The sequence below is a fragment of the Pseudomonas benzenivorans genome (genome assembly GCF_024397895.1).
Classification (GTDB): Bacteria; Pseudomonadota; Gammaproteobacteria; order Pseudomonadales; family Pseudomonadaceae; genus Aquipseudomonas; species Aquipseudomonas benzenivorans_A.
Genome location: NZ_CP073346.1, coordinates 1,461,369 through 1,475,305 on the forward strand (window position 1 = coordinate 1,461,369; position 13,937 = coordinate 1,475,305).

General features: G+C 64.7%; 13 protein-coding genes. 6 read left to right on the forward strand and 7 right to left on the reverse strand.

The features are described 5' to 3' along the window. Window position 1 precedes the first annotated feature (1 nt). The 3 genes from KDW96_RS06910 to KDW96_RS06920 all read right to left on the reverse strand — a co-directional run bounded on the left by KDW96_RS06910 (window position 2) and on the right by KDW96_RS06920 (window position 3,421). The gene (locus KDW96_RS06910; RefSeq protein WP_255839696.1) at window positions 2–1,099 is read right to left on the reverse strand and encodes an amino acid ABC transporter permease; all 1,098 of its coding nucleotides are present in this window, start codon (window positions 1,097–1,099) and stop codon (window positions 2–4) included. 10 nt (window positions 1,100–1,109) lie between these two features. After that, a complete protein-coding gene (locus KDW96_RS06915; RefSeq protein WP_255839697.1) occupies window positions 1,110–2,294 on the reverse strand; it encodes an amino acid ABC transporter permease in 1,185 nt (394 codons plus the stop codon). 98 nt (window positions 2,295–2,392) lie between these two features. Then, window positions 2,393–3,421: an amino acid ABC transporter substrate-binding protein gene (locus KDW96_RS06920; protein WP_213641076.1), complete on the reverse strand. Its 1,029-nt coding sequence runs from the start codon at window positions 3,419–3,421 to the stop codon at window positions 2,393–2,395. Between the two features lie 481 nt (window positions 3,422–3,902). Between KDW96_RS06920 and KDW96_RS06925 the strand changes: the two genes are divergently transcribed. From KDW96_RS06925 to KDW96_RS06950, 6 genes are all read left to right on the forward strand, one after another. Next, window positions 3,903–4,577: an alpha/beta hydrolase gene (locus tag KDW96_RS06925; protein WP_255839698.1), complete on the forward strand. Its 675-nt coding sequence runs from the start codon at window positions 3,903–3,905 to the stop codon at window positions 4,575–4,577. A gap of 238 nt (window positions 4,578–4,815) precedes the next feature. After that, window positions 4,816–5,754, forward strand: a complete 939-nt coding sequence (locus KDW96_RS06930; protein ID WP_255839699.1) for a GGDEF domain-containing protein — start codon at window positions 4,816–4,818, stop codon at window positions 5,752–5,754. A gap of 157 nt (window positions 5,755–5,911) precedes the next feature. Then, window positions 5,912–7,072 carry a dipeptidase gene (locus tag KDW96_RS06935; protein ID WP_255839700.1) on the forward strand — a complete coding sequence of 387 codons (1,161 nt, stop codon included), beginning with the start codon at window positions 5,912–5,914 and terminating at the stop codon, window positions 7,070–7,072. A 138-nt stretch (window positions 7,073–7,210) separates the two neighbouring features. Beyond that, entirely contained in the window at window positions 7,211–8,668 is a 1,458-nt protein-coding gene (gene rhlB, locus KDW96_RS06940; RefSeq protein WP_255839701.1) for an ATP-dependent RNA helicase RhlB, read from the forward strand. 94 nt (window positions 8,669–8,762) lie between these two features. Then, a complete protein-coding gene (locus KDW96_RS06945; protein WP_255839702.1) occupies window positions 8,763–9,803 on the forward strand; it encodes a DUF2157 domain-containing protein in 1,041 nt (346 codons plus the stop codon). A 56-nt stretch (window positions 9,804–9,859) separates the two neighbouring features. Then, window positions 9,860–10,996 (forward strand): NAD(P)/FAD-dependent oxidoreductase, encoded by a 1,137-nt coding sequence (locus tag KDW96_RS06950; protein ID WP_255839703.1) that lies wholly within the window; start codon window positions 9,860–9,862, stop codon window positions 10,994–10,996. On the opposite strand, the gene moaE is transcribed toward KDW96_RS06950, so the two are convergent. The 4 genes from moaE to KDW96_RS06970 all read right to left on the reverse strand — a co-directional run bounded on the left by moaE (window position 10,993) and on the right by KDW96_RS06970 (window position 13,717). Continuing rightward, window positions 10,993–11,448, reverse strand: coding sequence for a molybdopterin synthase catalytic subunit MoaE (moaE, locus tag KDW96_RS06955; protein ID WP_255839704.1), 456 nt, complete (start codon window positions 11,446–11,448; stop codon window positions 10,993–10,995). The two genes, KDW96_RS06950 and moaE, sit on opposite strands and share 4 nt — an antisense overlap. Before the next feature lie 2 nt (window positions 11,449–11,450). Further along, on the reverse strand, window positions 11,451–11,699 hold the full coding sequence (locus KDW96_RS06960; RefSeq protein WP_255839705.1) for a MoaD/ThiS family protein: 249 nt from the start codon (window positions 11,697–11,699) through the stop codon (window positions 11,451–11,453). Then, on the reverse strand, window positions 11,696–12,172 hold the full coding sequence (gene moaC, locus KDW96_RS06965; protein WP_255839706.1) for a cyclic pyranopterin monophosphate synthase MoaC: 477 nt from the start codon (window positions 12,170–12,172) through the stop codon (window positions 11,696–11,698). Before moaC ends, KDW96_RS06960 begins: the two co-directional genes overlap by 4 nt. Before the next feature lie 153 nt (window positions 12,173–12,325). Beyond that, the gene (locus KDW96_RS06970) at window positions 12,326–13,717 is read right to left on the reverse strand and encodes a PhoH family protein (protein ID WP_255839707.1); all 1,392 of its coding nucleotides are present in this window, start codon (window positions 13,715–13,717) and stop codon (window positions 12,326–12,328) included. Window positions 13,718–13,937 lie beyond the last annotated feature (220 nt).

Below are 13,937 nucleotides of genomic sequence, written 5' to 3' on the forward strand. Positions count from 1 at the left end.
CCTAACGCTTGTGGCCGGTGTCCAGCTTACGCTCCAGATTCATGGAGTAGCGGGACATGCCAAAACAGAAAATCCAGAAAATCAGCGCGGCGAACACATAGCCCTCGGTGGCCATGCCCAGCCAGGCTGGGTCGGTGGTCGCCTGCTTGATGCTGTTGAGCAGGTCGAACAGACCGATGATGATCACCAGGCTGGTGTCCTTGAACAGCGCAATGAAGGTGTTGACGATGCCGGGGATTACCAGCTTCAGCGCCTGCGGCAGAATCACCAGGCCCATCATCCGCCAATAACCCAGGCCCATGGCTGCAGCCGCCTCGTACTGCCCCTTGGGGATGGCTTGCAGGCCACCGCGTACCACCTCGGCGATGTAGGCCGACTGGAACAGGATCACCCCGACCAGGGCGCGCACCAGCTTGTCGAAGTGCATGCCTTCAGGCAGGAACAGCGGCAGCATCACCGAGGACATGAACAGCACGGTGATCAACGGCACACCGCGCCAGAACTCGATGAACGTCACGCAGATGACGCGTATCGCCGGCATGTCCGAGCGCCGCCCCAGTGCCAACACGATGCCCAGTGGCAGGGCGCCGACAATGCCGACCGCAGCGATCACCAGGGTCAGCATCAGGCCGCCCCACTGGCTGGTTTCCACCTCGCTCAGGCCGAAGAAGCCACCATGCAGCAGCCAGAAGGCCAGCAGCGGATAGGCGACCAGAAAGCTCAGGCCGTAAACAGCCTTGCGCGGCATCTGCGGGATAAACAGGGGGGCCGCCCCGATCACCGCCATCCACAGCGTCAGGTCGACACGCCAACGCAGGGTCTCCGGGTAAAAGCCGTACATGAACTGGCCGAAGCGCTGCTGCACGAATACCCAGCAGGCGCCCTCCTTGGTGCAGTCCGCACGTGTGGTACCGACCCAGTTGGCGTCGAGGAACGCCCACTGAATCATCGGCGGCACGATCAGCCAGACCAGATAGATGGCGACGAAGGTCAGCAGCGTGTTGAACCAGTTGGAGAACAGGTTTGCGCGCAACCAGCCGAGCACGCCGACGCTCAGCACCGGTGGCGGCATGTCCGGTTTGAAAGTATGAGTCTGCATGGGCTGCTCCTTACCGCTCGATCAGCGCGATGCGCTTGTTGTACCAGTTCATCAGCATGGAGATGCTGATGCTGATCGCCAGGTACACGCTCATGGTGATGGCGATGACCTCGATCGCCTGGCCGGTCTGGTTGAGCACCGTGCCGGCGAACAGCGAGACCATGTCGGGATAACCGATGCCGGCCGCCAGGGAGGAGTTCTTCGCCAGGTTGAGGTACTGACTGGTCAGCGGCGGAATGATCACCCGCAGCGCCTGGGGGATCACCACGAAACGCAGCGTCAGGCCGCGACTCAGACCCAGGGAGTGGGCCGCCTCGCTCTGGCCATGGCTGACCGCCATGATCCCGGAGCGCACGTTCTCGGCGATGAAGGCAGCCGTATAGATGGTCAGCGCCAGGGTCAGCGCGATCAATTCGGGGATCATCACCCAGCCGCCGCGGAAGTTGAAGCCGGCCAGCTCGGGCATGCTCCATACCAGCGGATTACCCGTCACCGCAATCGCCAGACCTGGAAGCCCGATGATCAGCGCCGCCGCAGCGATCGACACGTGGAAGACCTTGCCGGTCGCCTCGCGGCGGGCCTTGGCCCAGCGCCCGATCAGCACGGTAGCGACGATGGCGATCAGCACCGCGCCAATAAAGGTGCCGAAGGCGTCCGACGCGCCTGGCGCCGGCATATAGAGGCCGCGACTGTTGAGGAAGAAGGACTGGCCGACCTCCAGGCTCTGCCGAGGCCCGGGCAGGGACAGCATGACCGCGAAGTACCAGAAGAAGATCTGCAGCAACGGCGGAATGTTGCGGAAGGTCTCGATGTAGACCGTGGCCAGCCGGCTGATCAGCCAGTTGTGCGACAGCCGCGCGACGCCGAGGATGAACCCCAGGATGGTCGCCAGCACGATACCGATGATCGACACCAGCAGCGTGTTGAGCAAGCCGATAACAAATACGCGTCCGTATGTATCGCTCTCGGAATAATCGATCAGGTGCTGGGCAATACCGAAGCCCGCGCTGTTGTTGAGGAAGGAAAAGCCGGAGGTGATGCCGCGCTTCTCCAGATTAGTCTGGGTGTTGTCGAACAAGTACCAGCCGATCGCGATCACGGCGATGACGGCAAGAATCTGGAATATCCATGCGCGTACCTTGGGATCGGTCCAGACCGAACCCTTGGGGTGCGAGGTATCTGCGGTGTTTTGCATAGGAGCCCTCATGGAACTCCCCGGCCCGCACCGGCGGGCCAGGGGTTCACTTCACAGAACGATGCCGATGGCCCAGGACGGGCCATCGGCAAGGACGGTCAGCGCACCGGCGGTGCGTACTGCAGACCACCTTTGTTCCACAGGGCGTTGAGGCCACGCTCGATCTTCAGCTCGCTGCCGGCACCGACGTTGCGATCGAAGCTCTCGCCGTAGTTACCCACTTGCTTGACGATCTTCACCGCCCAGTCTTTCGGCAGCTTCAGGTCCTTGCCGAACTCACCCTCGGCGCCCAGCAGGCGAGCGATGTCCGGGTTCTTGGTCGACTTGGCCATCTCTTCGACGTTCTTCGAGTCGATGCCCAGTTCTTCGGCGTTGACCATGGCGTACAGCGACCAGCGCACGATGTCGAACCACTCCTCGTCACCCTGACGCACGACCGGCCCCAGCGGTTCCTTGGAGATTACTTCCGGCAGCACCACGTACTCTTCCGGCGCGGCCAGCTTGATGCGCTGAGCGTACAGCTGCGACTGGTCGGAGGTCAGTACGTCGCAACGACCGGCTTCCACCGACTTGGCGCTCTCGTCGGAGGTGTCGTAGGTGATCGGGGTGTACTTCATTCCGTTGGCACGGAAGTAGTCGGAGAGGTTCAGTTCGGTGGTGGTACCGGCCTGGATGCAGACGGTGGCGCCATCGAGTTCCTTGGCGCTGGAAACGCCGAGTTTCTTGTTCACCAGGAAGCCCTGGCCGTCGTAGTAGTTGACGCCGGCGAAGTTCAGGCCCAGGCCCGAGTCGCGCGAGCTGGTCCAGGTGGTGTTGCGGGAGAGGATGTCGACTTCGCCGGACTGCAGCGCGGTGAAGCGCTCCTTGGCGGTCAACGGGCTGTACTTGACCTTGGTTGCGTCGCCGAATACGGCAGCTGCCACGGCACGGCACACATCAACGTCGAGGCCCAGGTAGTTGCCTTTCTCATCCGCATAGGAGAAGCCAGGCAGACCATCACTGATACCGCACTGCACGAAGCCTTTCTTCTGCACCGCGTCCAGGGTAGCGCCCGCCTGCGCGAAGCTGCTGACCCCAAGTACGGCTGCGGTAGTCAGTACCGCCAGGGTGGATTTCACCATCTTCATCAAAACCTCCAGTTGCTTTTGTTGTGTTGGAGTCTCGGCCCTACCACCTTGCCCTTGTGGGGCATCTCGAACGCGTCGGCAGCAACGCGTCAAACAGGCGGATCAGACCTCTGCGAGAGTCTAGTTGGCGAATCTTCCTTCAGCCACACAACTCTCGCTCACCCACTGGTCGAGTGGGTCGGAGACGGATAGCCATCTGCTCATCGCCACACATGCAATGCTAGGCGAACTTTTTGGAAACCCCCATCAAACTGGCTTCCATCTGTTCCGCGCCCGGCCTGGCCAATGTGTTACCGCGTCCGGGCAACGTCTTCAGTCCTGTTGGCATCTGCAAGGCCCGTACCAGCACCTTGCCATTACCACCATACGGACAGGTCAAGCGTAAAACTTGTAACCTTGCGACATCTTCTTCCCATATTAGTCACTTAGCGGAACGCCGGACGCCCCACAGGCGCGCGACCGCACCAGTCTGGAGCCCTCCATGAGCGAACCCTTGATCCTTCACCCCACACCCAGCGCCGACGCCTGCGTCATTTGGTTGCACGGACTGGGTGCCGACCGCTACGACTTCCTGCCAGTAGCCGAGGCCTTGCAGGAACGCCTGCCCAGCACCCGCTTCGTGTTGCCCCAGGCGCCGACCCGGGCGGTGACCATCAACGGCGGTTGGGCGATGCCCAGCTGGTACGACATCCTGGCCATGAGCCCGGCCCGGGCGATCAACCAGGAACAGCTGGAGGCCTCGGCGCAACAGGTGATCGCGCTGATCGAAGCGCAGCGCGACAGCGGCATAGACCCGGCGCGGATAGTCCTCGCCGGCTTCTCCCAGGGCGGCGCGGTGGTGCTGCACGCCGCGTTCCTGCGCTGGCAAGGGCCACTGGGCGGCGTGCTGGCGCTGTCCACCTATGCCCCGACCTTTGCCGACGAGATCCGCCTCGCCGACAGCAAAAAGCAGTTGCCGGTCTTCTGCCTGCACGGCACCTTCGATGACGTGGTGCAACCCACTTTGGGACGCGCCGCCCATGACTACCTGGCCACCCAGGGCGTAGACGTCGCCTGGCGCGAATACCCCATGGCCCATGAAGTACTGCCCGAGGAGATTCGTGACATCGCCGAGTGGCTGGCACAGCGGCTCGACAGTGAAAGCCCTTCTTCCTAGCCGGCGCAGAACGGCGAAGGGGTACGAACGCCGCGCGGAGGTCTACCCGAGCAGGCGCCACTGGCGCAGGGAGCGCCAAAACGTGACGCGCTAGTCATAAACCGTGGCCGCCGGCCACGCGGACAGGCACTTAGCATTGCCAGTCCCGGCTTGTCGGCATACTGTCGGGGTTGGAAATCGCCTTACAACAGGGAGTGTTTGCGATGCCCACCCACTCTTATTGCCGTCCGCCCTCGCCATGAATCAGGCGCATTGGCAGGCCGACCTGCAGCACGTTCGCCAGTGGCGACTGTTCAATAACGTCGCCGCCAACTGCGTGGATCAGGTGCTCAAGGCCTTTCATGCCTGTGAGCTGGAGACGGGCGAGGTACTGCTCTCCCCCGTCAGCCGCAACCAGCACCTCTATCTGCTGATCAAGGGCCAGCTCAAGGTCTATCTCGGCTCCCTGGACAGCCATCCGGTGTGCACCTTGGCGGTCGGCGACTGCGCCGGGGAAATCAGCTTCATCGACGACCAGGCGCCCTCGGCCTATGTGGTGGCCAGCGAACCCAGCTGCGTGCTGCGCTTGCACAGGGAGTCGATGGTCACGCTATTCCAGCAATCGCCGCAGCTGATGCACAACTTGCTCGATCTGCTTTGCCAGCGGGTACGCAGCGGTAATCGTGTGCTGCTGAACAGCGAACAGAACGCCAATATCGACACCCTCACCGGCGCCTTCAACCGCCGCTGGCTGGAGCATGTGTTCGAGCGTGAAAGCACGCGCTGCGCCTATAACCAGCAGCCGCTGAGCATGCTCATGCTGGATGTCGATCACTTCAAGGCCTACAACGACCAGCACGGTCACCTGGCCGGCGACTTCGCCCTGTGCCTGGTCACCCAAACCTTGCGCAAGCAACTGCGCCCCAAGGACAGCCTGATTCGCTACGGCGGCGAGGAGTTCGTCATCCTGCTGCCGGAAATCGACGAAGAGGAGGCGTGGCGCATCGGCGAGCGCCTGCGTCAGGCGTTGCAACAGGTGTCCTCCTTCTATGCGCCGATCGGCGAGCTACCTGGCGTAACCCTGTCCATCGGCCTGGCACTGATGCACCAACAGGACAGCCTGCAAAGCCTGATCGCCCGGGCCGACAGCGCGCTGTACCGGGCCAAGCAGCAGGGGCGCAACTGCCTATGCAGTTGAGCCAGGACGGGTTAGGTCGCAAGCCGCGCACAGGCTCGAGCAGTCGGCGTTCTTTATATCGTCATCCAGCGCCATTCAACTGGCCGGCGTTCGCATTCACCCGTCGCCGAACTCTTGTAGAGTGCCCGGCATAACAAAAAGCCTGGATGGCCTGCTCATGCGCAAACTGCTGATCGCCCTGCTGCTTCTGGCGCTTTCGACCCTCGTCTTCTTCAGCCTGCCGCACCTGCTCGATCGCACGCTGAACAGCGTCGCCAGTGCGCCGCCCTACCCGACCGGCGAACCCGCCAGACAATTGCATGAGCAGCTGTTCGTCGCCGACCTGCACGACGATGCGCTGCTGTGGCAGCGCGACCCGCTCGAGCGCCATGACTATGGCCACTCCGACCTACCGCGCCAGCTCGATGGCCGCGTGGCGCTGCAGGTGTTCTCCACCGTGACCAAGTCTCCGCGCGGGCTCAACTACGAGAGCAACGGCGCCGACAGCGACAACATCACCCTGCTGGCCATGGCCCAGCGTTGGCCCAAGGCCACCTGGGACAGCCTGCTGCAGCGCGCGCTGTACCAGGCCGGCAAGCTGCAACAGGCGGCAGCCGATAGTCATGGACGCTTGGTGCTGATCCGCTCTCGCGGCGATTTAGCCGCCTTCATCCGGGCCTGGCACCAGGACCCGCAGCGGGTCGCGGCGCTGCTGGCCACCGAGGGACTGCACCCGCTGGAGGGCCGCCTGGAGAACCTCGACCGGCTATACGACGCCGGCTTTCGCATCGCTGGCCTGACCCACTTCTTCGACAACGAAGTCGGCGGCTCGGCCCACGGCCTGGACAAGGGTGGCCTGACGCCCCTGGGCCGCCAGGTCATCAGGCGCCTGGAGGACAAGGCGATGTTGATCGACCTGGCCCACGCCTCCCGCGCGCTGATCGACGACGTGCTGGCCATGGCCCAACGCCCGCTGCTGGTCTCCCATACCGGCGTCGAAGGCACCTGTCCCGGCACGCGCAACCTCAGCGACCGGCACCTCAAAGCCATTGCCGCCACCGGCGGGGTGGTCGGCATCGGCTACTGGGACACGGCCGTCTGCGCCACCTCGGTGGAGGCCATCGTCCAGGCCATCCGCTACAGCGCCGAGCTGATCGGCGTCGAGCATGTCGCCCTCGGCTCGGACTTCAACGGCACCGTGCACACGCCCTTCGATGTCACGGGCCTGGTGCAGCTGACCGAGGGCCTGCTGGCGGCCGGTTTCAGCCACGCCGAAATCGCCGCGATCATGGGCGGCAATGTCCAGCGCCTGCTGCTCGCCAGCCTGCCGCAGGACTGACCGAGGAGCCCGCCACGCGCTCTTCAGGCCCGGGGCGCAGCGGGCATTGACAAGTGCGCCCGGCATGGTACTTCGCCGCGCCCGCTTCTTGCTTTACACTGGCCGCCGTTCACTCCTTAACCAATTGATGAGATGACCGTGCTCAAAGCACTCAAGAAAATGTTCGGCAAAGCCGAAGGCGAGCAGCCCAGCACGCCCGCCACACCCGCAACGCCTCGTGGCAACGACGCCTCGCACGAAACAGCCAGCCGCCCCGCCAAGCCCAAGCGCACCGAAGACGTGGCGCCCTCCACCGCTGCCGGCGAAGAACCTGCGAGCAAACCGGCCAAGCCGCCCCGCAGCGACAAGCCGCGCCGTGAGCGTCCGGCCAAACCCGTCGACACCTGGAAGCTGGAAGACTTCAAGGTCGAGCCGGCCGAAGGCAAGACCCGCTTCCATGATTTCAAGCTCGCCCCCGAGCTGATGCACGCGATCCACGACCTCGGCTTTCCCTATTGCACGCCGATCCAGGCCGGCGTACTGGGTTACACCCTCAAGGGTCAGGACGCCATCGGCCGCGCCCAGACCGGCACGGGAAAGACCGCGGCGTTCCTGATCTCGATCATCACCCAGCTGCTGCAGACCCCGCCGCCGAGAGAGCGCTACATGGGCGAGCCGCGGGCGCTGATCATCGCGCCGACCCGCGAGCTGGTGGTGCAGATCGCCAAGGACGCCACCGAGCTGAACAAGTACACCGGGCTCAACGTCATGCAGTTCGTCGGCGGCATGGACTTCGACAAGCAGCTCAAGCAACTGGAGTCGCGCTTCTGCGACATCCTGGTCGCCACCCCCGGCCGCCTGCTGGACTTCAACCAGCGCGGCGAGGTGCACCTGGACATGGTCGAGGTGATGGTGCTCGACGAAGCCGACCGCATGCTCGACATGGGCTTCATTCCCCAGGTCCGCCAGATCATCCGTCAGACCCCGATGAAGGGCGAGCGCCAGACCCTGCTGTTCTCCGCCACCTTCACCGAAGACGTGATGAACCTGGCCAAGCAATGGACGATCGACCCGGCCATCGTCGAGATCGAGCCGGAAAACGTCGCCAGCGAAACCGTCGAGCAGCACGTCTACGCCGTCGCCGGCGCCGACAAGTACAAGCTGCTGTACAACCTGATCACCCAGAACGACTGGAGCCGGGTCATGGTCTTCGCCAACCGCAAGGACGAGGTGCGGCGCATCGAAGAGCGCCTGACCCGCGACGGCATCAGCGCCGTGCAGATGTCCGGCGACGTGCCGCAGCACAAGCGCATCCGTGCCCTGGAAGGTTTCCGCGAAGGCAAGATCAAGGTCATGGTGGCCACCGACGTGGCCGGCCGCGGCATCCACGTCGAAGGCATCAGCCACGTGATCAACTTCACCCTGCCGGAAGATCCGGACGATTACGTGCACCGCATCGGCCGTACCGGCCGCGCCGGTACCAGCGGCACCTCGATCAGCTTCGCCGGCGAGGACGACGCCTTCGCCCTGCCACCGATCGAAGAGCTGCTCGGCCGCAAGATCAACTGCGAAATGCCGCCGGACGAGCTGCTCAAGCCGGTGCCGCGCAAGCACTGACGGCCCATGCAAAAAGGCGAAGCGGATGCTTCGCCTTTTTTGTGCCCCGCAGCGGCGCAACCGGCGTCCATCAGGGAAAGGGAGGACCCACAGCATGTCCGTCAAGCTCACCGCCGCCGACCTCGACCGGGCGACCGCCGCCGGTATCCTGCAGCCCGGCCAGGCCCGGGCCCTGCTGAGCTTCCTCGAGCAAAGCGCGCCACCGCGCGCCAGTTTCCAGCTCGCCCACGTCAGCTACTACGGTGGCGCCCTGCTGATCATCGGTGCCCTGGGCTGGCTGCTGACCGAGGCCTGGATGCAGGTCGGCGACATCGCCCTGCTGGTGCTGGCCCTGGGCTACATGGCCACGTTCACCGCCTGTGGCCTGGGCCTGTGGCGCCATGACCAGCATATCCCGGGCGGGTTGCTCGGCGCCCTGGCGGTCAGCCTCACGCCACTGGCGGTATTCGCCGTGCAGCGCCTGACCGGCCTGTGGCCGCTGGAGGACGAGCAGCTCGACTACCAGAATTACTACCGCTATGTGCAGGGCGGCTGGCTGGCGATGGAGGCGGCGACTCTGCTGGTCGGGCTGCTGATGCTGCGCCTGCTGCCCTTCCCCTTCATCGTCATGCCGATCGCGGTGGCGCTCTGGTTCATGTCCATGGACCTCACCGAGCTGGCCTATGGCAATGAGTTCGACTGGGATCAGCGCCGCTGGGTCTCGCTCTGGTTCGGCCTGGCACTGCTTGTGGCCAGTCTCTGGCTGGACGGTCGCACCCGCCAGGATTACGCCTTCTGGGGCTATCTGGCCGGGCTCGCGGCGTTCTGGGGGGGCCTGAGCCTGATGGACAGCGACAGCGAGCTGGGCAAGGCGCTCTACTGCCTGATCAATCTGGTGCTGATAGGGCTCGCCGTGCTGCTGCGACGGGTGCCCTTCCTGGTGTTCGGCGCCCTGGGCGTGGCGGGCTACCTGGGCCACCTGGCCTACGAGGTGTTCGCCGACTCGCTGCTGTTCCCCATCGTCCTAAGCCTGATCGGCCTGGCGGTGATCGGCCTCGGCCTGCTCTACCAGCGCCATCGCCAGCGACTCAGTAGCGGCCTGCGCGCACGCCTGCCCAAGACCCTGCTGGCCTACCTGCCGGCGCTGCGCCGCTAGCGGCCAATGCCGGACGGATTATCATCGACAGCGTTGCAACGCACGGAGCGCCTGCCATGCATGACGCGGACTACCTGATCATCGGCGCCGGCATCGCCGGCGCCTCCACCGGCTACTGGCTCGCCCCCCACGGGCGGGTGCAGGTGCTCGAACGCGAGTCGCAGCCCGGCTATCACTCCACCGGACGCTCGGCCGCGCTCTATACCGTGGCCTATGGCCCACCCCATGTGCGGGCGCTGACCGCCGCCAGTCGGCCCTTCTTCGAGGCCCCGCCGCCGGGCTTCGCCGAGCAGCCGCTGCTGAGTCCGCGCGGCGAGCTGACGGTGGATTTCAACGGCGACCCGGATGAACTCGAGCGCCAGTACCAGGCCGCCACGGCCTGCGTGGCCGAGACCCGGCGGCTGACGCCCGAACAGGCCTGCGCCCTGCTGCCGGCGTTGCGCCGGCAGCAGGTATTCGGTGCCTTCTACGACCCGACCGCCGCCGACATCGACACCCACGCCCTGCATCAGGGCTACCTGCGCGGCATCCGCCAGCAGGGTGGGCAGATCACCTGCGACAGCGAGGTGACGGCCATCGAACGCCGTGACGATGCCTGGGAGGTGCGGTGTGGCGCCCGGCGCTACCGTGCCCGGGTGCTGATCAACGCCGCCGGGGCCTGGTGTGACCGCGTCGCCGAGCTGGCCGGGATCAAGCCCCTGGGCCTGGTGCCCAAGCGCCGCTCGGCCTTCACCTTCGCCCCGCCGGAAGGCCTGGATGTCCAGCACTGGCCGATGCTGCTGGCCCTCGACGACGCCTTCTACCTCAAGCCGGACGCCGGCATGCTGCTCGGCTCGCCGGCCAACGCCGACCCGGTCGAGCCCCACGACGTGCAGCCGGAGGAGCTGGATATCGCCACCGGGATCTACCACATCGAACAAGCCACCCAGTTGCATATCCACCGCCCGCAGCACAGCTGGGCCGGATTGCGCTCCTTCGTCGTCGACGGCGATCTGGTCGGCGGCTACGAGCCTGAGGTACCGGGGTTCTTCTGGGTCGCCGCCCAGGGCGGCTACGGCATCCAGACCTCGGCGGCGATGGGCCAGGCCTGCGCCGCCCTGGTGCGTGGCGAGCCGCTGCCGACGCAGCTGACCGGCTTCGGCGTCAGTGCCGAGTCGCTGTCACCGGCGCGACTGCGCTCCCAGACGCGCTAAGCCTTGCGCCAGCGCTCGGCGGCATCCTGGTCGCTGGCGCGGCCTTCGACCCAGCGCGGGCCTTCACTGGTGTCTTCCTTCTTCCAGAACGGCGCGCGGGTCTTCAGGTAGTCCATGACGAAGGCGCAGGCGTCGAACGCAGCCTGGCGGTGGGCGCTGCTGGTGCCGACGAAGACGATCGGCTCGCCGGGCTCCAGGCGACCGATGCGGTGGATGATCTGGATGTTCAGCAGCGGCCAACGCTGTCCGGCTTCTTCGGCGATCTTGCCCAGGGCCTTCTCGGTCATGCCGGGAAAGTGCTCGAGGAACATGCCGCCGACCTCGCGGCCCTCGTTGAAGTCGCGCACGTAGCCGACGAAGCTGACCACCGCGCCGACGCCAACGTTGGCCGCGTGCAGCGCATTGGTTTCGGCGCCCGGATCGAACGCCTCGAGCTGCACTCGGATGGCCATGCTCAGCCTCCGGTCACGGTGGGGAAAAAGGCCACTTCATCGCCCTCTTCCAGGGGTTCGTCGAGGCTGCACAACTCCTGGTTGCGCGCACACATCAGGTTCTGCTCGGCCAGCACCTCCCACACCCCGCCGCGGGCCAGCAGGTGCCGACGCAGGTCGTCGAGGGTGGCGAAGTCCTGACTGTCGCGCAACTGCTCGCCATCCAGGCCCAGCGCCTCGCGGTAGCGGGCGAAATACTGCACACGGATCATTGTTCGTCCTCGGCCAGGAAGTGGCCGCTCTTGCCGCCGAGCTTCTCCAGCAGGCGCACGCTTTCGATGACCATGCCACGGTCCACGGCCTTGCACATGTCGTATATCGTCAGCGCGGCGACGCTGGCGGCGGTCAGCGCTTCCATTTCCACCCCGGTCTGCCCGGTCAGCTTGCAGCGCGCGCTGATGCGCACCGCATCGCTACCCTCGGCGGACAGCTCGACCTTGACGCTGGTGAGCATCAGCGGATGGCACAGGGGGATCAGGTCCGAAGTCTTCTTCGCCGCCTGGATGCCGGCGATACGCGCGACGGCAAACACGTCGCCCTTGGGGTGATCGCCGTCGACGATCATCTGCAGGGTCTGCGGGCGCATGCGCACCCGGGCTTCGGCCACCGCTTCACGGACGGTCAGCGCTTTGTCGCTGACGTCGACCATATTGGCGCGACCTTGGGAATCGAGATGGGTTAACACAGCGTTGCTCCAGGCGGGTATCGGCCGATTGTAAACCTGCGAGTCAGGTTTCGGCACCTGTGAATGCCAGGGATCGGGTAATGGATGCAGCGCGGGGGGCAAACACAGCCGCGCCGGGCAATGCCCGGCGCGGTGGATGGAGAGGAGGCTTTGCTACATGTGGCTTTCGGCGAACTCGGCGAGAATCGAGCGCGGCACCCCTTGCAGGGTGATGTGCACGCCATGTTCGAAGTCCTTGAAGCGCTCGGTAAGGTAGGTCAGGCCGGAACTCGGCGCCGACAGGTAGGGCGTATCGATCTGCGCCAGGTTACCCAGGCAGACCACCTTGGAGCCGCTGCCGGCGCGGGTGATGATGGTCTTCATCTGGTGCGGGGTGAGGTTCTGACACTCGTCGATAAGGATCAGACTCTGCTGGAAACTGCGCCCGCGAATGTAGTTCAGCGATTTGAACTGCAGCGGCACCTTTTGCAGGATGTAGTCGACGCTGCCGTGGGTGTTCTCATCCTCCATATGCAGCGCTTCCAGGTTGTCGGTGATGGCGCCGAGCCAGGGCTCCATCTTCTCCGCCTCGGTGCCGGGCAGGAAGCCGATCTCCTGGTCCAGCCCCTGCACGCTGCGGGTGGCGATGATGCGCCGGTAACGCTTGCTCACCATGGTCTGCTCGATGGCCGCGGCCAGGGCCAGGATGGTCTTGCCCGAACCGGCGGCGCCGGACAGGTTGACCAGGTGGATGTCCGGGTCGAGCAGGGCATAGAGCGCCAGGGCCTGGTAAATGTCGCGCGGGCGCAGGCCCCAGGCCTCCTGGTGCATCAAGGGTTCCTGGTGCAGGTCGAGGATCACCAGTTCACTGGCTTCGATGCCCTTGATCCAGCCGACGAAGCCCTGCCCGTCGACGATGAACTCGTTGACATGCACCGCCGGCAGGTTGTCGATCAGCTGGACCCGGTGCCAGGTACGGCCGTGATCCTGATGGGTTTCCACGGTGCTCACTCGGTCCCAGAACGAACCCTCCATGCTGTGATAGCCCTGGGACAGCAGGGACACGTCGTCGACCAACTGGTCGGTGTGGTAGTCCTCCGAATCGATGCCGCAGGCCCGCGCCTTCAGGCGCATGTTGATGTCCTTGGTCACCAGCACCACGGCCACCCCGGGACGCCGCGACTTGAGCTCGACCAGCTGGTTGATGATCTTGTTGTCGTTGAGGTCTTCCGGCAGCCAGGTGATCGGCGAAGCGCTCTTGCTCATGAGAATCGACAGGAACCCGCAGGGCCCGCTCTTCTCTCGCTGAATGGGTACGCCAAGCTCAACTTCGTCGGGCGCGGCACTGCCGAGAATCTTGTCGATCAGGCGGATCGCCTGACGGCATTCGGCGGCGACGCCTGCCTTTCCGGTCTTCAGCTTGTCCAGTTCCTCCAGCACGGTCATCGGAATGGCCACGTGGTGTTCCTGAAAATTCAGCAACGCATTGGGGTCGTGGATCAGGACATTGGTGTCGAGAGCGTAAAGGGTCGGAGCGGTGGGCTTGGTGCGTCCATGGTCATCCATACGCGGTCACCTTCTTCTAGTAGCCATGCGACGGAATGCCAGTGCAGCGCTCCGCCGCGGGAGGCCGCCGACGACTCAGTTTGGGGCTGAGGAGGTGCAAGCAGGATGAGGGTCGAAGGACGCCACCTGTCTGCAGGGTTCGGCGGTCTTGCCTTTTTAATTACTCCAAAAAAGATGACAGGCAAACGATCTTTTCAGTTTTTTTAACTTTATTTTGCCT